14 protein-coding genes are annotated in these 19,625 nt (G+C 47.3%); 11 read left to right on the forward strand and 3 right to left on the reverse strand.

The window, feature by feature from the left end:
- Positions 1 to 6 precede the first annotated feature (6 nt).
- From K0H61_RS05280 to der, 3 genes are all read left to right on the forward strand, one after another.
- A complete protein-coding gene (locus K0H61_RS05280) occupies positions 7 to 627 on the forward strand; it encodes a tetratricopeptide repeat protein (protein WP_220051693.1) in 621 nt (206 codons plus the stop codon).
- 11 nt (positions 628 to 638) lie between these two features.
- Positions 639 to 1,826 (forward strand): outer membrane protein assembly factor BamB, encoded by a 1,188-nt coding sequence (bamB, locus tag K0H61_RS05285; RefSeq protein ID WP_220051694.1) that lies wholly within the window; start codon positions 639 to 641, stop codon positions 1,824 to 1,826.
- Between the two features lie 79 nt (positions 1,827 to 1,905).
- The gene (gene der / locus K0H61_RS05290) at positions 1,906 to 3,372 is read left to right on the forward strand and encodes a ribosome biogenesis GTPase Der (RefSeq protein WP_220051695.1); all 1,467 of its coding nucleotides are present in this window, start codon (positions 1,906 to 1,908) and stop codon (positions 3,370 to 3,372) included.
- 108 nt (positions 3,373 to 3,480) lie between these two features.
- On the opposite strand, the gene xseA is transcribed toward der, so the two are convergent.
- A complete protein-coding gene (gene xseA / locus K0H61_RS05295) occupies positions 3,481 to 4,827 on the reverse strand; it encodes an exodeoxyribonuclease VII large subunit (protein WP_220051696.1) in 1,347 nt (448 codons plus the stop codon).
- A 129-nt stretch (positions 4,828 to 4,956) separates the two neighbouring features.
- On the opposite strand from xseA, the gene guaB reads away from it, so the two are divergent.
- From guaB to tadA, 3 genes are all read left to right on the forward strand, one after another.
- Positions 4,957 to 6,423, forward strand: coding sequence for an IMP dehydrogenase (guaB, locus tag K0H61_RS05300; RefSeq protein ID WP_220051697.1), 1,467 nt, complete (start codon positions 4,957 to 4,959; stop codon positions 6,421 to 6,423).
- Between the two features lie 115 nt (positions 6,424 to 6,538).
- Positions 6,539 to 8,116, forward strand: coding sequence for a glutamine-hydrolyzing GMP synthase (gene guaA, locus K0H61_RS05305; RefSeq protein WP_220051698.1), 1,578 nt, complete (start codon positions 6,539 to 6,541; stop codon positions 8,114 to 8,116).
- A 235-nt stretch (positions 8,117 to 8,351) separates the two neighbouring features.
- Positions 8,352 to 8,876 carry a tRNA adenosine(34) deaminase TadA gene (gene tadA, locus K0H61_RS05310; protein ID WP_434086614.1) on the forward strand — a complete coding sequence of 175 codons (525 nt, stop codon included), beginning with the start codon at positions 8,352 to 8,354 and terminating at the stop codon, positions 8,874 to 8,876.
- Here tadA and K0H61_RS17790 read toward each other — a convergent pair.
- Together K0H61_RS17790 and mltF are read right to left on the reverse strand one after the other, a co-directional pair.
- The gene (locus tag K0H61_RS17790) at positions 8,873 to 8,998 is read right to left on the reverse strand and encodes a hypothetical protein (protein ID WP_258406012.1); all 126 of its coding nucleotides are present in this window, start codon (positions 8,996 to 8,998) and stop codon (positions 8,873 to 8,875) included. The genes tadA and K0H61_RS17790 overlap by 4 nt on opposite strands.
- Before the next feature lie 294 nt (positions 8,999 to 9,292).
- Complete coding sequence (mltF, locus tag K0H61_RS05315) at positions 9,293 to 10,726, reverse strand: membrane-bound lytic murein transglycosylase MltF (protein ID WP_220051699.1); 1,434 nt, start codon at positions 10,724 to 10,726, stop codon at positions 9,293 to 9,295.
- A 279-nt stretch (positions 10,727 to 11,005) separates the two neighbouring features.
- On the opposite strand from mltF, the gene purL reads away from it, so the two are divergent.
- The 5 genes from purL (at position 11,006) to K0H61_RS05340 (ending at position 19,599) form a co-directional block, all read left to right on the forward strand.
- On the forward strand, positions 11,006 to 14,887 hold the full coding sequence (gene purL, locus K0H61_RS05320) for a phosphoribosylformylglycinamidine synthase (RefSeq protein ID WP_220052487.1): 3,882 nt from the start codon (positions 11,006 to 11,008) through the stop codon (positions 14,885 to 14,887).
- 1,246 nt (positions 14,888 to 16,133) lie between these two features.
- Complete coding sequence (locus K0H61_RS05325) at positions 16,134 to 17,690, forward strand: cytochrome ubiquinol oxidase subunit I (RefSeq protein ID WP_220051700.1); 1,557 nt, start codon at positions 16,134 to 16,136, stop codon at positions 17,688 to 17,690.
- A gap of 15 nt (positions 17,691 to 17,705) precedes the next feature.
- Positions 17,706 to 18,845 (forward strand): cytochrome d ubiquinol oxidase subunit II, encoded by a 1,140-nt coding sequence (cydB, locus tag K0H61_RS05330; protein ID WP_220051701.1) that lies wholly within the window; start codon positions 17,706 to 17,708, stop codon positions 18,843 to 18,845.
- Positions 18,846 to 18,861: 16 nt separating this feature from the next.
- Complete coding sequence (cydX, locus tag K0H61_RS05335) at positions 18,862 to 18,978, forward strand: cytochrome bd-I oxidase subunit CydX (RefSeq protein WP_220051702.1); 117 nt, start codon at positions 18,862 to 18,864, stop codon at positions 18,976 to 18,978.
- A gap of 141 nt (positions 18,979 to 19,119) precedes the next feature.
- Positions 19,120 to 19,599: a GFA family protein gene (locus tag K0H61_RS05340; protein ID WP_220051703.1), complete on the forward strand. Its 480-nt coding sequence runs from the start codon at positions 19,120 to 19,122 to the stop codon at positions 19,597 to 19,599.
- Positions 19,600 to 19,625: the final 26 nt, after the last annotated feature.

The raw sequence follows: 19,625 nt of genomic DNA on the forward strand, positions 1-19,625 counted from the left end.
GTGCGCGTGGAAATTTATAGCACAGAAGAACAACAAGTTGATGCTATCAAGCAGTTCTGGAAAGACTATGGTACCTCGGTTGTTATCGGGGCGGTCGTTGGTTTAGGCGGCCTATACGGTTGGAATACATACTCTGATCATAAAGTGGCAAAGGCAGAAGAAGCCTCTGTTGCATTCCAAGCCTTGATGACTCAAACGGCTGACGAAAAGGCAATGTTAGCTGGGGCGGAAGCGTTCGCTAAGAACCACGACCAAAAAGGTTATCAAGCACTGTTAGATTTAATCGTGGCAAAATCTGCGGTTGAAGCAAGCGATTTTGCTAAAGCTGAGGAAGCTTTGAAAAAAGTCATCGCGGCAAAACCTGGCGCAGGCTTAGATTCTATCGCAACACTGCGTTTAGCCCGCGTTCAAGCGGAACAAGGTCAAGTTGACGGTGCGTTAGCGACCTTAGAACAAGTCACGGATAAAGCGTTTGTGGCGCAACGTGAAGAGCTAAAAGGCGACTTATTTGTGCGTCAAGGTCAAACCGATAAAGCAAAATCTGCCTATCAAGCGGCAATGGACAATGGCGGTGTCGTCACCAGCCCTGCGCTAAAAATCAAACTTGATAATCTAAATCAAGCATAAGGGATCCCTTGATGAAGTCTTGGTGCAAGAACCTGCTAGCCGCTGGGTTAAGCCTAGCTCTGTTATCCGCCTGTTCTTCTAGCGATATTGAAGAAGAACCGGTAAGTGAGTTAACTGCGATTCAGGTAACCGTGTTTCCTGAAGTGAGTTGGAGCGCCTCTGTCGGTGATGGGGTTGGGGATTACTATTCTCGCCTCACGCCTGCCGTTCGTTACGGTAAAATCTTTGCTGCCGACCGTTATGGTGAAGTCGTTGCTTTTGATGAAGCAACGGGTGAGCGAGTTTGGACTAAGGATTTCAGCGAAGAGTTTCGTGATAATGCCCTGTCTAAAAACAAAGGTGCGCGTTTAGCCTCTGGCATTACCGCTGCGCGAAATAAAATTTTCGTCGGTGGTGAGAGCGGTCTATTAGCAGCGCTACATGCTGAAGACGGTCAAGTCTTATGGCATGTCGTTGCGGGTGGTGAGTTACTTTCTAAACCTACCGTTGCCGATGATGTGGTCGTTGTGAGCACGAGCTCAGGTTCCCTTGAAGCCTTTAACGTAGACACAGGTGATAAACTATGGTCCTACGAGATGCAGCTACCTAATCTGACCTTAAGAGGCACGGGTGCTGCGGCCTATGAGGCGGGTGGTTTCTTTATCGGTACCGCCGATGGCAAAGTGGCGGTTGTGGTTAAAAACAACGGCCAAGCTGCTTGGGAGCAACCTATCTATAATCCAACGGGTGGTAATGAATTTACCCGTATGGCTGACGTAGATATGACGCCGCTTATCCTAGGCGATAACCTGTATGCGGTAAGCTACAATGGCAACTTAGTGTCGATGGAGCTGCGTACTGGTCGCGTGATTTGGTCGCGTAAGTATTCTAGCTTTAACGAATTAGCTTCAGAAGGTTTAAGCTTGTTCCTGGTGGATGACCATAGCCGCATCTATTCTGTAGATAAGCGCAACGGTTTAGAGCTGTGGAGCAACTCTGAACTAGCTAACCGTACATTAACCTCGCCAGCGGTCTATAAGGACTATTTGGTAGTAGGTGATTTTGAAGGTTATGTACATTTCATTGACCGCGGCACGGGCAGTATCGTGGGTCGAGTCCAAGTGGATAGCTCTGGATTATTCAGCCAGCCATTAGTGGTGGATGATAAAATCTACGTGCAAGGTCGCAGTGGAAAGCTCGCTGTTGTAACACTTCCTTAGTTAAAAGTGTTATCCTTGTAGAGCCCCTGGAAGTGTGTTCCGGGGGCTTTTTATTGAAAAGTTTTTTAGAGGCAAAATCATGATCCCTGTAGTGGCCCTTGTTGGTCGGCCGAACGTCGGTAAATCCACCTTATTTAACCGCCTTACGCGTACGCGTGATGCGCTGGTTGCTGACTTTCCTGGCCTAACACGTGACCGTAAATATGGTCGAGCATTCCTATCCGGCTATGAATTTATCGTAGTGGATACCGGCGGTATCGACGGCACTGAAGAGGGGATCGAAACTAAGATGGCCGAGCAATCCCTTGCCGCCATTGAAGAAGCCGATGTTGTTTTATTTATGACCGATGCGCGTGCGGGGTTAACTGCCGCGGATTTGTCAATTGCCCAGCACCTGCGTAGCCGCGAGAAAACCACTTTCGTTGTCGCTAACAAGATTGACGGTATTGATGCCGATTCGGCTTGTGCTGAGTTTTGGTCTTTAGGTTTAGGCGAAGTCTATCAAATGGCTGCCGCCCAAGGTCGCGGCGTGACCAACATGATTGAATACGCCCTGACACCTTACGCCGAAGCTATGGGTATTGAACGCCAAGGCGAAGAGGAAGAAGTCGACGAGCGTCAGTACACCGAAGAAGAAGCCGAAGCCGAACAGAAACGTCTACAAGATTTACCGATTAAGCTTGCGATCATCGGTAAGCCAAACGTGGGTAAATCGACGCTGACTAACCGTATCTTAGGTGAAGAGCGTGTGGTGGTTTACGATGAGCCTGGCACCACCCGCGACAGCATTTATATTCCTATGGAGCGCGATGGCCGCGAGTACGTGATCATCGATACCGCTGGGGTGCGCCGTCGCAGTAAAGTCCATGAAGTTATCGAGAAGTTCTCGGTCATTAAAACCTTAAAAGCGGTTGAAGATGCCAACGTCGTACTGCTTATCATTGATGCACGTGAAGGTATCGCCGAGCAGGACTTAGGTCTGTTAGGTTTTGCCCTTAACGCAGGCCGTGCCTTGGTTATCGCCGTCAACAAGTGGGACGGAATCGATCAAGGCATTAAAGATCGGGTTAAGAGTGAGCTTGACCGCCGTTTAGGCTTTATCGATTTTGCCCGTATTCACTTTATTTCTGCATTGCACGGTACTGGGGTGGGTCATCTGTTCGAGTCGATTGAAGAAGCTTACGACAGTGCGACTCGTCGCGTCAGTACTTCTATGTTGACCCGTATTATGCAGATGTCACAGGATGACCATCAGCCGCCATTGGTTAACGGTCGCCGCGTGAAGCTGAAATACGCCCACGCAGGTGGTTATAACCCGCCAATCGTGGTTATTCACGGTAACCAGGTGAGCAAGTTGCCGGACTCTTACAAGCGTTACATGATGAACTACTTCCGTCGTTCATTGAAAGTAGTCGGCACGCCAATCCAACTGCGTTTCCAAGAGGGAGATAACCCATTTGAAAACAAAGTTGAAAAGCTGACTATGAGCCAAGAGCGTCGTCGTAAACGCGCCCTAAGCCATATTAAAGATCGCAAAACTAAATAATGCGTTTTGTAAAAAGCTAAGTTGAGCGAACAGATAAAAGGAACCCGAGGGTTCCTTTTTTGTTGGTGTTACCAGCTAAATACCGTCAATACTCTTTTAAACAGGTAGTTAAGGCTCTTGGATGAGTTCTGTAACCGTTGATACTACCTTGCCTTGCAGTAAACGAGTGTAAATGCTGTCGCCAATATTCAGCTTGGCGGTATCTTCGATCACTTGATTACTTGAATCTGTGGTAATGCTGTAGCCGCGACTTAATGTTGCTAAAGGGCTGACGGTTGCAAGCTGATGGGCGACGTACTTTATACGCTGCTCGCTTTGATGGAGTTTGTCTTGCATCGCATCTTGCAAACGACTGGCTAAATAGCTTAAGCGATTGGTCTCAAGATCTAACTTGTGTTTGGGTGATTGCTGCTCAAGACGGCTAGCAAGTAGCTGATGACGTCGAGCCATTAGATGTAAGCGCTGCGATAGGGCGGACTCTAAACGCAGTTGCATTTCATCGAAACGCTGCTCAAATTGTTGCAAGTTGCGTTTAGGATCTAAGCGTTGCAGTCTGTGCTCGAGCAAACTTAAGCGTCTTTCCTGTTTAAGCTGATAGTGACTGGCGCTTTGCTTTAAGCGGCTAAGCACAGTAGCGAGACGCTGACTCTTATTCTCGCTGTCTTGGGAAAGCAGCTCTGCACCTGCTGATGGTGTGGGGGCACGCACATCGGCAACATAGTCACTGATAGTGGTATCGACTTCATGTCCAACCGCGCTTACAACGGGCAGGGCGCTGTTATAGATGGTATGAGCTAACGCCTCACTATTAAAGCACCACAAATCTTCTAACGACCCACCGCCGCGGGTTAACAGCAGTACATCGACTTCGAGTCGTTGGTTGGCGATGTTAATGGCCTGACAAATATTAAGGTCTGCATTTTCGCCCTGTACTTGGGTCGGATAAATAATGACTTCAATAGAAGGGTCGCGCCTTGCGAGCACATGCAACACATCGCGAACGGCGGCGCCCGTGGGCGAGGTTATGACTCCAATACGCTGGATATTTTTAGGAAGTTCCCTTTTAGTGTCGGCAGCAAATAATCCTTGAGCTGCAAGCTTCAACTTGAGGGCTTCATACTGTTGGGCAAGTAAACCATCACCTGCAGGTAACATAGACTCAATCAGTAATTGATAGTCGCCGCGGGGTTCGTACACGCTAATCGCGCCGCGTACCAACACCTGCTGACCATTGACGGGTTTGAATCTGACGTTCTGATTTTTTCCCTTAAACATGGCGCAGCGGATCTGCGAAAAATGATCCTTTAAGGTTAAATACCAATGGCCTGAGCTTGGGGATGAAAAGTTGGAAATTTCACCGTTAAGCCAAATTCTGCCAAGCTGTCCTTCGAGAATTTGCCTGACCTCTCCATTGAGGCGAGAGACGGTATAAACATTGTTGTTATCAGCTTGCATGGAATTTCGCGTACAAATGGGGATTTTTCGTTATTTTCCATTTACCGCACCCAACATGCAAGGTATAATCCCGCCGCAATATTTCACCTCTTAATACTCTTATATCCTACATATGGGGAGATGTTGCCTATGTTACGTTTAATCAAAGAAGCGCTGACTTTTGACGATGTGTTATTAGTTCCTGCGCACTCAACTGTGCTCCCAAATACTGCTGTTCTCAAAACTCGCCTGACCAAAACAATCGAACTGAATATTCCGCTGGTGTCCGCTGCAATGGATACCGTGACAGAAGCTCGCCTTGCTATTGCGATGGCGCAAGAAGGTGGTTTAGGCTTTATTCATAAAAACATGAGTATTGAGATGCAGGCCGAAGAAGTGCGTAAAGTAAAAATTTACGAAGCCGGTGTGGTTCAACAACCTGTGACCGTGACACCTTCGACGACCCTTGCCGATCTGAAAGTATTAACCGCTAAAAATGGTTTTGCGGGTTACCCAGTAGTGAATGAAGCGAACGAACTAGTAGGTATTATTACTGGCCGTGATGTACGTTTCGTGACCGACTGGAGCAAAACCGTAGAAGAAGTGATGACGCCAAAATCGCGTTTAGTCACGGTTGCTGAAGGGACTAAGTTAGATGAAGTGCAGCAATTAATGCACTCTAACCGTATCGAAAAAGTCCTAGTGGTTGATGACAACTACAAACTGAAGGGCTTAATCACTGTTAAAGACTTCGAAAAAGCCGAGCGTAAACCTAATGCCTGTAAAGACGAATTAGGTCGTTTACGTGTTGGTGCTGCAGTAGGTGCTGGTGCAGGTAACGAAGAGCGTGTTGATGCGCTGGTTAAAGCAGGCGTTGACGTGCTACTGATTGACTCATCACACGGCCACTCTGAAGGTGTTCTGCAACGTATCCGTGAAACCCGCGCGAAATACCCAGACTTACAAATCATTGGTGGTAACGTCGCGACCGCTGAAGGCGCATTAGCCTTAGTTGAAGCCGGTGTTAACGCGGTTAAAGTCGGTATTGGCCCAGGCTCTATTTGTACTACTCGTATCGTAACCGGTGTGGGCGTGCCACAAATCACTGCGGTATCCGATGCAGCAGCTGCTGTTAAACACTTAGGTATCCCAGTTATCGCTGATGGCGGTGTACGTTTCTCTGGTGACTTAGCTAAAGCCTTAGCAGCCGGTGCATCTTGCATCATGGCAGGCTCAATGTTTGCGGGTACCGATGAAGCACCTGGTGAAACTGAGCTTTATCAAGGTCGTGCCTATAAGTCATACCGCGGTATGGGTTCATTAGGTGCGATGTCTCAAGGTTCTTCTGACCGTTATTTCCAATCGGATAACGCTGCCGACAAACTGGTACCAGAAGGTATCGAAGGTCGCGTGCCTTACAAAGGCAAGCTGAAGGAAATCATCCATCAACATATGGGCGGCCTACGTTCATGTATGGGTCTGACCGGTTGCGCCACTATTCCTGAGCTGAATGAAAAAGCCCAATTCGTGAAAGTGACCTCTGCGGGTATGGGTGAGTCCCACGTTCACGACGTGACTATCACCAAAGAAGCACCGAACTACCGTTCAGGTTCTTAATCGTTTGAAATGGGGCGGCTTTTAGCCGCCTCGTTATTAAGTTTTGTCGTACCTTCGGTAAAGCCGCAGGCCATGGCCGAAGTTGTTAAAATTAAAAATGAAATAAAGGTTACCCATGAGCGATATTCATGAGCATAAGATTCTCATCCTAGACTTTGGATCTCAGTACACCCAGCTGATTGCCCGCCGTATCCGTGAAATTGGTGTTTATTGTGAATTATGGGCTTGGGACGTAACCGAAGCCCAAATCCGTGAATTTGCGCCTAACGGTATTATCCTAGCCGGTGGCCCAGAAAGCGTGACCGCCGATAATTCTCCGCGCGCACCTGAATATGTATTCAATGCTGGCGTACCTGTATTAGGTATTTGCTACGGCATGCAAACCATGTCTGAGCAATTGGGCGGCAAGGTAATCCAAGGTATTGGTGAAGGTGAATTTGGTTACGCACAGATTGAAATGTTAGCGCAATCAGCCCTGTTCAAAGACATCGAAGATGCGGTAAGTAGCGAAGGTAAATCACTGCTCGACGTATGGATGAGCCACGGCGATAAAGTATCGGCGATCCCTGAAGGTTTCGTTGCGGTTGCTAAAACCGACACTTGCCCATTTGCGGCCATGGCTTGTGAGGAAAAACGTTTCTACGGCGTACAGTTCCACCCAGAAGTAACCCACACCCGTCAAGGTATGCGTATGCTGTCGCACTTTGCCTTAGACATCTGTGGTTGTGCCGCTAACTGGAAACCCTCTTCAATCATCGAAGATGCTATCGAGCGCCTGAAAAAACAAGTGGGTGATGACGAGGTTATCTTAGGTCTGTCGGGTGGTGTGGATTCATCGGTTGTGGCTATGCTGCTGCACCGTGCTATCGGCAAGAAGCTGACCTGTGTGTTCGTTGATAACGGTCTGTTGCGCTTAAATGAAGCGAAACAAGTGATGGAAATGTTTGGCGACCACTTCGGTCTAAACATTGTTCACGTGGATGCAGAAAACCGTTTCCTTGATGCATTGAAAGGCGAAGCCGATCCTGAAGCGAAACGTAAGATCATTGGCCGTGTGTTCGTTGAAATCTTCGACGAAGAAGCTAAGAAATGCGTTAACGCGAAATGGTTAGCCCAAGGCACTATTTACCCAGACGTGATTGAATCAGCGGGTAGCGCCACCGGTAAAGCCCATGTGATTAAGTCACACCATAACGTTGGCGGTCTGCCGGATGATATGGAATTAGGTCTGGTTGAGCCGCTGCGCGAACTCTTTAAAGACGAAGTGCGTAAGATTGGTCTTGAGTTAGGTCTGCCTTACAACATGCTTTACCGCCACCCATTCCCAGGCCCAGGCTTAGGCGTGCGTGTGCTTGGTGAAGTAAAGAAAGAGTACTGCGATCTGCTGCGCCGCGCCGATGCGATTTTCATCGAAGAGCTGCACAAAGCTGACCTTTACAACAAAGTTAGCCAAGCCTTTACGGTGTTTTTACCTGTTCGCTCTGTAGGCGTGATGGGCGATGGACGTAAGTACGATTGGGTAGTGTCACTGCGCGCCGTTGAAACCATCGACTTTATGACCGCTCATTGGGCACATCTGCCATACGATTTCCTGGGCCGCGTATCAAACCGCATCATCAACGAAGTCGACGGTATTTCCCGCGTGGTTTACGATATTTCAGGCAAGCCACCTGCAACTATCGAATGGGAATAACCCCAAGTCTTGATTATATGAGTTATTAACGAAAAGGCGCCGAGTGCGCCTTTTTTATTGGTTAAAGGTATAATTGCCCAAATTGTTGATTAATGAGAATCCTTAAGTGGAGCAGACAAAACTGGATCCCAATACATTGCATGCGAAGACGCTCAAGTGTGATGAACTTGGCTCTGATGAACTTGGTTGTGATGAAGCTAGTGGTGATGTCGCAAATGACGATAAAACTTGCCTTATTCAAGCGGATATAGAACAAGTAGACGTCGATGAGTACTGGATGCGCCAAGCCATGTTAATGGCCGAGAAAGCCGAAGCCGAAGGCGAAGTACCCGTGGGCGCTATTCTCGTAAAGGATGGTAAGCAAGTAGCGGCAGGCTATAACCTTTCTATCAGTCAACACGACCCCTGTGCCCATGCTGAAATACTGTGTTTGCGTGCAGCAGGGCAGGTGATTGAAAACTATCGTCTGCTCGATACCACCTTATATGTGACGCTAGAACCCTGCGCCATGTGTGCTGGAGCCATGGTGCATAGCCGTATTGCAAGGGTGGTGTTTGGTGCTAAGGATGAAAAAACGGGCGCGGCGGGAACAGTGCTTAATCTATTGCAACATCCCGCATTTAATCATCAACTTGAGGTGACATCGGGAGTGTTAGCCAAAGATTGTGCTGACCAATTGAGCCAATTTTTTAAGCGACGTCGTGAGGAAAAGAAAGCGCTAAAACAGGCTCAAAAGGCGCAGCAGGTGGATAAAGCTTAAGGTAAATCCTGCGACTGGATAAAGGTAAAAAACAGTTTGTGACGGTTAAGTACGCGGCGATGGCGCATCTTTAAGAGCGTGCGACGACGCGATGCATTGGTGTTAATCGTTTTTCTTCTCATATCAACCCCTTGATAGACGTTGTGCTTGTGTGTTGGCAGGCATTTGCGTGCCTTTTCTTTATTTTTATGTTGAAATCACAATGACAGTAACAGCAGTGTAAGCTAGCAGCAATCCCTAGCAAATCATCTGCTCTATAAAACAGCGTTTGTAAATCCTGTGATTTTACTATGGCGGGAAAGACTGAAACCAAGCTGAAATGCGGCGTGAGTCGTTACGGTTAATTGTCAGCTTATGGTCGTGATCACTTTGTGCTGTAGCAGTAATCTAGTTGAGCGAATTTGGATAAAGCTTGGCTATTTAGGTGCGTCAGGGCTTAGGCTGCCGGGTGGTAGCGTCGATATATCCTCAGTGGGCAACTCACCAGAATCTTCATCCGTGGTTTGTTGCTGGGACTGATTATCGACCCACACCAGGGTGTCGTAATAACGGCGAATGCTGTCTACATAATGCACCGCTTCACTGCCTCGAGCATAACCATAACGGGTCTTTTGGTAATACTTACGCTTTTGCAAAAGCGGCAGCACTTTCTTTAAATCCCGCCACGCATTGGGATTAAGCTCCATGGATTCGGCTAGTTTTCGGGCATCTTCCACATGGGCATAACCGATATTGTAGGAGGCCAGTGCAAACCACATCCTCTGACTTTCGGGGATAGAGTCGGGTAGGCGATTTATCATGTCGCTTAAATACGCGGCGCCACCGCGGATACTCTGCTCGGCATCGAGTCGGTTGTGGATCCCGATTTCCTTGGCCGTAGGCTCGGTTAGCATCATCATGCCACGTACCCCGGTTGGCGAACGAGCGCTAGGGTTCCAATGGGATTCTTGATAACTAGTTGCTGCGAGCTTTCGCCAATCTAAATTGCCAGCATGGGTTTCAAACATTTGACGATATCGAGGTAACACGGTTTCGATGGCGCGAAGAAAGGCGCGGGTGTCGATATAGTCGAAACGTTTAACGTGACCAAAGTATTTCTCGTTGAGGTGATCGAGTGTGCCGGTCAGTTTTTCCTGATGCCAAAAGGCAAGTAAGCGACTCATTAGGCCATCACTATTATCGGGCGGTAATAGCCAAACCACATCGAGTTTTTCCTCGAGCACTAGACCGGAGCGAAGGTCGGGTAGGTAGCGGCGGTTAATCTGCACACTGCTCGAATCGGCGATGGTGTAATCTATTTCCTTGTTGGCAATCATTGCCAGTAACTCTTCGCTGTCCTTGTCGGTCACCTGATCCCAGACCAGCGTTGGGTAATGTTTTTGAAGCTGAGTTAGGGTTTCGACAAAGGATGAGTCGGCAATAACCGTGATTTTGCTTTTTAAGTCATTGACATTTTTTGGGGTTGGCATGCCTTCACGGTAAACCAACACCTGGTTTACGCGGTATAAAGGAGGCCCTATTCGGAACTGTTCCCGCCGTGCAGGAGTATCAGTTATGCCTGCGGCAATGATATCAATTTCGTTATTTTTTAGTGCGGCAAAGAGGTCTGCACGGTTGGTATAGGGCACCATAGTGAGCGGCACATTAAGGTATTCGGCAAAAGAAACCGCTAAATCGTAATCAAAGCCGCTGTTGCCTTGGCCCGAGGTCATATAGATCTGCGGTCCATAAAGTGTACCCACCCGCAATTCTGTCAGCTTTAATGGCGCGAATTCTGGTTCTTCCACGGTCACCTGCTGACAAGCCGTCAGTACAAATACCAAGATGAAAGCAAACAGATATCGGGTCATAAAAAACACTTTTAATAAGCTAAATCAATAAGATGAAGTTTGAGTGAACTGTGGGGAATCTAAGGTATAACGGCTCATGATGCTGTGATTATATCCGTTTGTGGCCCAGAACGTAAAAAAATCGTACAGATGTAAAGTTTCAAGGACTCTTTAGGGAGGCTTTTTACCGAATTCGAAACACTGTTTTGCGTAAGCGTACAGGTGATTTGTAATGTACATTTCCCTATAATAGCGCCACTTCTGACCCTGCAATTATAATTAATAAGGTGAATAGACGTGATGGAGATCATCCGCGGAGCCCCAGCACTCTCGACGTTTAGAGTGCAAAAGCTGATGGAGGCCTGCGCAACTGCGGCGCTTCCGGTACGCCAAATCTATGCTGAGTATGTTCATTTAGCGGATTTGAGCGAGTTGCTTGAGAGTAATGAGCGTGAGCAACTTGAAAAGATTCTCACCTATGGCCCGGCTATCGAAGCCCATACACCCCAAGGTTCACTCCTATTTGTAACACCCCGCCCTGGCACTATTTCCCCCTGGTCTTCTAAAGCTACTGACATCGCCCACAACTGTGGTTTAGCGAAAGTGAAGCGTTTAGAGCGTGGTGTTGCCTATTATGTCGAGTCAGACACCTTAACCAGCGAGCAGCAACAAACCCTGAAGGGCTTATTGCATGACCGTATGGTTGAAGTCGTTTTAGACGATTTTGCTAAGGCCGATGTGCTGTTTAAGCGCACTGAGCCTGCACCGTTCAAGAGCGTAAATGTCCTCGGTGAAGGTCGCCGTGCATTAGAAGTGGCAAACCGCCAATTGGGTCTGGCCTTAGCCGAAGACGAAATTGATTATTTAGTCGAAAACTTCATTCGTTTGAACCGTAATCCAAACGATATCGAATTGATGATGTTTGCCCAGGCTAACTCTGAGCACTGCCGTCATAAGATTTTTAACGCAGATTGGACCATTGATGGCGAGGCGCAGCCTAAATCTCTGTTCAAGATGATCAAAAACACCTTCGAAGCCACACCAGACCACGTGTTATCTGCCTATAAAGATAACGCCGCGGTAATGGAAGGCTCGGTTGCGGGTCGTTTCTTCCCTGATCCAAACGGCGTTTACAGCTACCACACTGAGCCAATGCACGTACTGATGAAAGTGGAAACCCACAACCATCCAACGGCAATCAGTCCATACCCAGGTGCTGCAACCGGTTCTGGCGGCGAAATCCGCGACGAAGGTGCAACGGGTCGTGGTTCTAAGCCTAAAGCGGGTTTAACAGGCTTTAGCGTATCGAATTTAAAAATCCCAGGTTTTGTACAGCCATGGGAAGGTAACTACGGTAAGCCTGAGCGTATCGTGAGTGCACTGGATATTATGACCGAAGGCCCATTAGGTGGCGCGGCATTTAACAACGAGTTCGGTCGTCCTGCTCTGTTAGGTTACTTCCGTACTTACGAGCAAGAAGTTTCAAGCCACAACGGCGTAGAAGTCCGTGGTTACCATAAGCCAATCATGTTAGCCGGTGGTTTAGGTAACATCCGTGAAGAGCACGTTCAAAAGGGCGAAATCACTGTCGGTGCTAAGCTCATCGTGCTGGGTGGCCCTGCGATGAACATCGGTCTGGGCGGCGGCGCGGCGTCTTCGATGGCGTCAGGCGAATCGAGCGAAGACTTAGACTTTGCTTCAGTACAGCGCGAAAACCCAGAAATGGAGCGTCGCTGTCAGGAAGTTATCGATCGCTGCTGGCAGCTTGGCGATAAAAACCCAATCCAATTTATCCACGACGTGGGTGCGGGCGGTTTATCAAACGCGTTCCCTGAGTTGGTAAACGACGGCGACCGTGGCGGTATTTTCAATCTGCGCAACGTGCCTTCGGATGAGCCAGGCATGAGCCCGCTGGAGATCTGGTGTAACGAATCGCAGGAGCGTTATGTTCTGTCGGTTGCAGCCGAAGACTTACCTTTATTTACTGCGATTTGTGAGCGTGAGCGCGCACCATTTGCAGTCGTGGGTGAGGCGACGCAGGAGAAGCATTTAACCCTAGCCGATAGCCATTTCGACAACAACCCAATCGATTTACCACTCGAGGTTCTATTAGGTAAAGCACCTAAGATGAGCCGTAACGTGGTATCTAAAAAGGCAGTATCGCCTGCGCTTGAGCAAAGCAAGATTGAGGTAAAAGACGCGGTTAAACGTATCTTAAGCCTGCCTACGGTTGCGGATAAGACCTTCCTTATCACTATTGGCGATCGCAGTGTAACGGGTTTAGTAAACCGTGACCAAATGGTTGGCCCTTGGCAGGTACCTGTCGCAGATTGTGCGGTCACCGCAGCAAGTTTTGACACCTACGCCGGTGAAGCCATGTCGATGGGCGAGCGCACGCCGCTGGCACTGCTTGATTTCGGTGCCTCTGCCCGTATGGCGGTTGCAGAATCGATTATGAACATCGCAGGTGCAGACATTGGTTCGTTCAAACGCATTAAGCTGTCTGCTAACTGGATGTCGGCTGCGGGTCACCCAGGTGAAGACGCGGGTCTTTATGAAGCCGTTAAAGCCGTTGGTGAAGAGCTGTGTCCTGAGCTGAGCCTGACGATTCCCGTGGGCAAAGACTCAATGTCAATGAAGACGGCGTGGCAGCAAGATGGTGCGGATAAAACCGTTACCGCGCCAATGTCGCTCGTGATTTCAGCCTTCGGTGTGGTGCAGGACATTCGTAACACAGTGACGCCTGAACTTCGCAGCGACAAAGGTGACAGCGCTCTGTTACTGGTTGACTTAGGTGCAGGCAAAAACCGTTTAGGTGGTTCTTGTTTAGCCCAGGTTTATGGCGAGTTAGGTGATGTTGCACCGGACTTAGACGATGCAGCCCTGCTGCGTGGTTTCTTCGAAACCATGCAACAACTGGTGGCTGATAAATCTGTTATCGCCTACCACGACCGCAGCGACGGTGGTTTATTCACGACCTTAGTGGAAATGGCGTTTGCGGGTAATACGGGTTTAAGCATTGACCTTAATGCACTGCAAGGCACGGATATCGAGCGTTTATTCAATGAAGAACTCGGTGCCGTACTGCAGGTGAGCCGTGATAACGCTGAGCTGATTGCCGCGCAATTTATCAAAGCAGGCGTACCTTGCCACGTGATTGGTACATTAGCTCAGGATCAACGCATCACCATCAAGGATGGCGCGCGTGAAATCTTCAGTGATACCCGTGTTGCACTGCGTACTATCTGGTCAGAAACGACTTATCGCATGCAAGCGCTGCGTGATAACCCAGCGTGTGCGTTAGAAGAGTTCAAACTTAAGCAGGATGAAACCGATTTAGGGTTAACCGTTAACTTAAGCTTCGACCCAAGTGAAGATGTAGCGGCGCCTTACATCCTCAAAGGTGCTGCGCCTAAGATGGCGATTCTGCGTGAACAGGGTGTGAACTCCCACGTAGAAATGGCCGCAGCATTTGACAGAGCAGGTTTCGAGAGCCGCGACGTGCATATGTCAGACATTCTGTCAGGCCGCATCAGCCTAGAAGAATTCCAAGGTCTAGTGGCCTGTGGTGGTTTCTCCTACGGTGATGTATTAGGTGCAGGTGAAGGTTGGGCTAAGTCTATCCTGTTCAACGAGCGTGCTCGTGATGAGTTCTCACGTTTCTTCGAACGTGACTCAAGCTTTGCGCTAGGGGTATGTAACGGTTGTCAAATGCTGTCTAACCTGAAAGAAATCATTCCAGGTAGCGAGCACTGGCCACGTTTCGTGCGTAACCGCTCAGAGCGTTTTGAAGCACGCTTTAGCTTAGTTGAAGTTCAGCAAAGTCCGTCACTGTTCTTCCAAGGTATGGCTGGTTCGCGTATGCCAATCGCCGTGTCTCACGGAGAAGGTCATGCGGAATTTGCTAACGCGCAGGCATTAGCATTAGCAGAAGCCTCTGGCACCATCGCGCTGCGTTTTGTGAATGGTAAGGGCGAGATTGCGACCCAATATCCACAAAACCCGAACGGTTCACCTAACGGTTTAACCGGTATCTGTACCACAGATGGCCGCGTGACTCTGATGATGCCGCACCCTGAGCGTGTATTTAGAACCGTAGCGAACTCTTGGCACCCAGATAACTGGGGCGAAGACAGCCCATGGATGCGCATGTTCCGCAATGCACGCGTAAACTTGGGTTAAGAGAAAAGGTTAAGCTTTTTAAGCACAAAATCTTAAGTTAACTAAATGAAAAAAGGAGCGAAATTTTCGCTCCTTTTTTATTTTCTTCGTACCAACTCTGGTAAAGTTCATTTTTATCAATCAGATAGTGCTATTTGAGTTAGTTTCATTTGTAATTAAGTTCTTGAATCTTTCGTTTTAGTGTACTTTTGTGTGAAGAATCTATTTCTGATGGCTTACAAGCCGAAGCTGAATCTGGAATCCCAGCCTAAGCGTGTCATATTTTTCAGACTAACAAAGCAAAAAGCCCCCATCATAGGATGATGGGGGCTTGTTTTGCGCTAACAAAACGTCAAGTCAAGATCAAAATTCAGCTTATCACGCAGCTTAAATTACAGCTCGTTTGCAGTATAAAGTTCAACAAAAACACGCTTATAGCGATTCACTACACGCTCAAATAATTGGGCCATTTTACACTCCACACTAAAATTAAACTAAAGTCGGTACGGTGGAAATGATCTGGGACGCTTCACCAGAGCTGTCAAACCGTTTATCGAATATGGGTATATATTAATCAGCTTGTTGACCTGGTTCAAACGAGAAAAAATACATTAATTAATAAAAAAAACTAATCCTTTATACTTTTAATTTGTGGTTATTTTAATTATTAAGAAATTAATCCTAACTAAACCATGGTCTTATTTTGATAAAATTATTGATTCATTTATTTATGGTTAGTTATTTTGTGTATTTATTTTAGATTTTAGTGATAAACGGGGGTTGTTGGCTTTAATTTAGCTCAAATGGTTAAAAGTGGTGATTCATGTCGAGTGATAGTGTCTCTCTACCGTATTTTAAAAAAACTGTCAACAGGCTGTGAAAGTGAAGTGTGTGCCAGCTTGCAAAACCCATCTAAACCCTTGAGTTCGATTGATTTGAATCAAAGCGCAGTGGTATAAATCAAGTCATAATGCAGATGAGTTAATGCTGTAACTATCTGATATTTATAAGAGTTATCTCTTTGTTAAGTTTTGGCGGTGAGGTCTATCTCTCAATACCATTTGATAGTGTGACATGTGTCTCGGTATATAATGGGTGTAGTGACTTTTAAGCCTTGCCACTTCAATGTAAAGCAAAAAGTGAAATTTAACGGTTTATACTGAGTTTAGATATAAACATAAAATGAAAACACACTATCCTACAACGGCAATTGCTATGTATGGGACTTCCTATATGGCAATAGGAAGCACCAAGTAAGGAGTCACCGATGATTGTTGAAGAGGTTGTTGAGCTATCGCGGCTACAGTTTGCGCTGACAGCCATGTATCACTTCCTATTTGTTCCCTTAACCCTGGGGCTAGCATTTTTGCTGGCTATCATGGAATCACTCTATGTGATGACGGATAAACAAATATATAAAGATATGACGAAATTCTGGGGTAAGTTATTCGGTATTAACTTTGCCTTGGGTGTTTCGACAGGTTTAGCGATGGAGTTCCAGTTTGGTACTAACTGGTCCTACTATTCGCACTATGTGGGTGACATCTTCGGTGCGCCTCTCGCGATTGAAGGTTTAATGGCCTTCTTCCTTGAATCGACCTTCGTCGGTATGTTTTTCTTCGGTTGGGACCGTTTCTCTAAACGACAGCATTTGGCCACGACTTGGTTAGTGGCTTTCGGTTCTAATTTCTCTGCACTGTGGATTTTGGTGGCGAACGGGTGGATGCAAAACCCTGTAGGTTCTGTGTTTAACTACGAAACCATGCGTATGGAGATGACCAGCTTTGCTGATGTGCTGTTCAACCCTGTTGCGCAGGTGAAGTTTGTCCACACTGTCGCATCAGGCTATGTGGCGGGTGCAATGTTTGTATTGGCGATCAGTGCTTACTACATCCTGAAGAAGCGCGACTTACCTTTTGCACGCCGTTCATTCGCGATTGCAGCAAGTTTTGGTATGGCATCGATTCTGTCGGTTATCGTATTGGGTGACGAATCAGGCTACAAAGTGGGTGAAGCGCAGCGTGTTAAATTAGCTGCGATTGAATCTGAGTGGCACACTGAGCCTGCTCCTGCAGCCTTTACCGCGGTCGGTTTCCCTAATCAAGAAACCATGCACACCGATTACGCCATCAAAATCCCTTACGCTATGGGGATCGTGGCAACGCGTTCATTAGATGAAGAGGTTACAGGTCTTCGCGATCTGATTGAAGAGCATGAGGTACGCATCCGTAACGGTATGAAAGCCTATGAAATGCTGGTTCAACTGCGTGCGGGCGATAAATCACCTGAACTGCGTGCAGCCTTTGAAGAAGCTAAAGTGGACCTAGGTTATGGCTTACTGCTTAAGCGTTACACCGACAATGTTGTTGATGCGACCGAAGAGCAAATTAAAGCTGCCGCTAAGGATTCTATTCCTAAGGTAGCCCCAGTGTTCTGGAGCTTCCGTGTGATGGTGGGCGCGGGCTTTATTATGCTGTTGGTTTTTGCGGCCGCTTTCTGGCAAAGCACACGTCATCAAATCGAAGAGAAAAAATGGGTACTTAAGGCGGCGCTTTACAGCTTACCTTTGCCTTGGATTGCCATTGAATGTGGTTGGTTTGTAGCAGAATATGGTCGTCAACCTTGGACCATTTCTGAAGTTTTACCCACGTTCATGTCTGCTTCTAGCTTAACGCCGGGTGATCTGTGGTTCAGTATTATCTCTATCTCATTGTTCTATACGGTGTTGTTGGTAATCGAAGTGTTCTTAATGTTGAAATTTGCCCGTCTTGGCCCAAGTAGCCTAAAGACTGGTCGTTATCACTTTGAGAATTTAGAAGCCTAAGCAGAGGATTTCATTATGTTTGATTATGAAATGTTGAGATTAATCTGGTGGGCTTTAATTGGCGTACTGTTCATCGGATTTGCAATTACCGACGGTTTTGATATGGGTGTAGGTGCTTTGTTACCGATAATCGGTAAGGACGATACCGAGCGCCGCATTATGGTCAACACCATTGCTCCTCACTGGGACGGTAACCAAGTGTGGTTAATTACTGCAGGTGGTGCGTTATTTGCTGCTTGGCCAATGGTATATGGCGTGTCTTTCTCTGGCTTCTACGTCGCCATGATGTTAGTGCTGTTTGCCTTGTATACCCGCCCCGTAGGATTTGACTATCGGTCTAAGATTGAAAATCCAAAATGGCGTAAGTCTTGGGATTGGGCACTGTTCTGTGGTGGTTTTATCCCGCCGCTGATCATCGGTGTGGCTTTTGGTAATTTGCTGCAAGGCGTACCGTTCAACTTCGACGAGTTTTTGCGTGCAACCTACCACGGCGGCCTATTCGGTCTATTAAATCCCTTTGGATTATTGGCGGGTCTTGTCTGTGTCAGCATGTTTATGATGCAGGGCGCGTCTTGGTTACAAATGAAAACCGACAGCGAGCTCCGTGTGCGTGCAGCCAAAGCGACTCAGTTCTTTGCGCTGTTAGTATCAGTACTGTTTGCTGCTGCAGGTGTATGGTTAGCCAATGGTATTGACGGTTATGTAGTGACATCAACACTGGATCACTACGCGCTGTCTAATCCAACCTTAAAAACCGTTTCGGTAGAAGCGGGTGCATGGTTGGCAAACTACGACAAGTATCCAATCACTATGCTATTCCCCATTCTGGGAGTGACGCTGCCGCTGCTGGTGATTGTAGTGAGCCGTTTAAATCGATCTGGTTTTGCGTTCCTATTCAGTTCGCTGACCGTGGCGATGGTGATTCTAACTTGTGGCGCAGCTATGTTCCCATTCGTGATGCCATCATCATTAGAGCCGAACGTAAGCTTAACCATGTGGGATGCAACGGCGAGTGAAATGACACTCACGGTAATGACTTGGGCTGCAATTATCTTTGTACCTATTGTGTTAAGTTACACAATTTGGACTTACTTCAAAATGTTTGGTCGTTTAAACCGTAAGCATATTGAAGATAACAAAGCCTCACTCTACTAATTCAGGAGCATCTACTATGTGGTATTTTACGTGGATTTTAGGGGTTTTGTTGGCCTGTTCCTTCGGTATTATTAACGCGCTTTGGCTTGAAAATACCGAAAATATGGACCGTTCAACCGACGATGCTGAGTAACATCAAACCTCTTAGTAATGTTGACTAGAATTAAAACCCCGCCATAGCGGGGTTTTTTATTGGCATTTTATTGCAAGTCACTGTACTCAAGACCAATATAGTTTTGTCATTAGATTTTGTGTCTGGAATGGGGGCTATTTAATGGGTCAAACAGAGAAGGTCAAAGGTAAATGCAGCTGCGGCGAAATAGAGTATGAACTTACCGCAAAGCCCATGTTTGTCCATTGCTGCCATTGCAGTTGGTGCCAAAGGGAAACGGGTTCAGCATTTGCGATTAATGCGATGATAGAGCGCAGCGAACTGAAACTGCTAAAAGGTTTACCCGAAAAAATTGATCAACCTTCGAATAGTGGGTTAGGGCAGCAAGTTTGCCGCTGTCCTAAATGTAAAACCGCGTTGTGGAGTCATTATGGCTCGGCAAAAGAGGCCGTGTGCTTTGTTCGTGTAGGTACGCTTTACGATCCAAATTTATGTCCGCCCGATATCCATATTTTTACCTCGACTAAGCAAAAGTGGCTCGTGCTTGATGGCTCAGTGCCTGTGATGGAGGAGTATTACCAGCGAAGTAAATATTGGCCCGAGTCGAGTATTGCGCGCTATAAATGCGCCATTTCAGCCTAAAAGAGGAATACTCTATCGCGAGCATT

This window comes from Shewanella acanthi (assembly GCF_019457475.1).
Classification (GTDB): Bacteria; Pseudomonadota; Gammaproteobacteria; order Enterobacterales; family Shewanellaceae; genus Shewanella; species Shewanella acanthi.

What these genes read in the sequence shown, in the direction of transcription:
- bamB (WP_220051694.1), top strand. Translation starts at nt 639, where the DNA reads ATGAAGTCTTGGTGCAAGAACCTGCTAGCCGCTGGGTTAAGCCTAGCT.
- der (WP_220051695.1), top strand. Translation starts at nt 1,906, where the DNA reads ATGATCCCTGTAGTGGCCCTTGTTGGTCGGCCGAACGTCGGTAAATCC.
- xseA (WP_220051696.1), bottom strand. Translation starts at nt 4,827, where the DNA reads ATGCAAGCTGATAACAACAATGTTTATACCGTCTCTCGCCTCAATGGA.
- guaB (WP_220051697.1), top strand. Translation starts at nt 4,957, where the DNA reads ATGTTACGTTTAATCAAAGAAGCGCTGACTTTTGACGATGTGTTATTA.
- guaA (WP_220051698.1), top strand. Translation starts at nt 6,539, where the DNA reads ATGAGCGATATTCATGAGCATAAGATTCTCATCCTAGACTTTGGATCT.
- K0H61_RS17790 (WP_258406012.1), bottom strand. Translation starts at nt 8,998, where the DNA reads ATGAGAAGAAAAACGATTAACACCAATGCATCGCGTCGTCGCACGCTC.
- mltF (WP_220051699.1), bottom strand. Translation starts at nt 10,726, where the DNA reads ATGACCCGATATCTGTTTGCTTTCATCTTGGTATTTGTACTGACGGCT.
- purL (WP_220052487.1), top strand. Translation starts at nt 11,006, where the DNA reads ATGGAGATCATCCGCGGAGCCCCAGCACTCTCGACGTTTAGAGTGCAA.
- K0H61_RS05325 (WP_220051700.1), top strand. Translation starts at nt 16,134, where the DNA reads ATGATTGTTGAAGAGGTTGTTGAGCTATCGCGGCTACAGTTTGCGCTG.
- cydB (WP_220051701.1), top strand. Translation starts at nt 17,706, where the DNA reads ATGTTTGATTATGAAATGTTGAGATTAATCTGGTGGGCTTTAATTGGC.
- cydX (WP_220051702.1), top strand. Translation starts at nt 18,862, where the DNA reads ATGTGGTATTTTACGTGGATTTTAGGGGTTTTGTTGGCCTGTTCCTTC.
- K0H61_RS05340 (WP_220051703.1), top strand. Translation starts at nt 19,120, where the DNA reads ATGGGTCAAACAGAGAAGGTCAAAGGTAAATGCAGCTGCGGCGAAATA.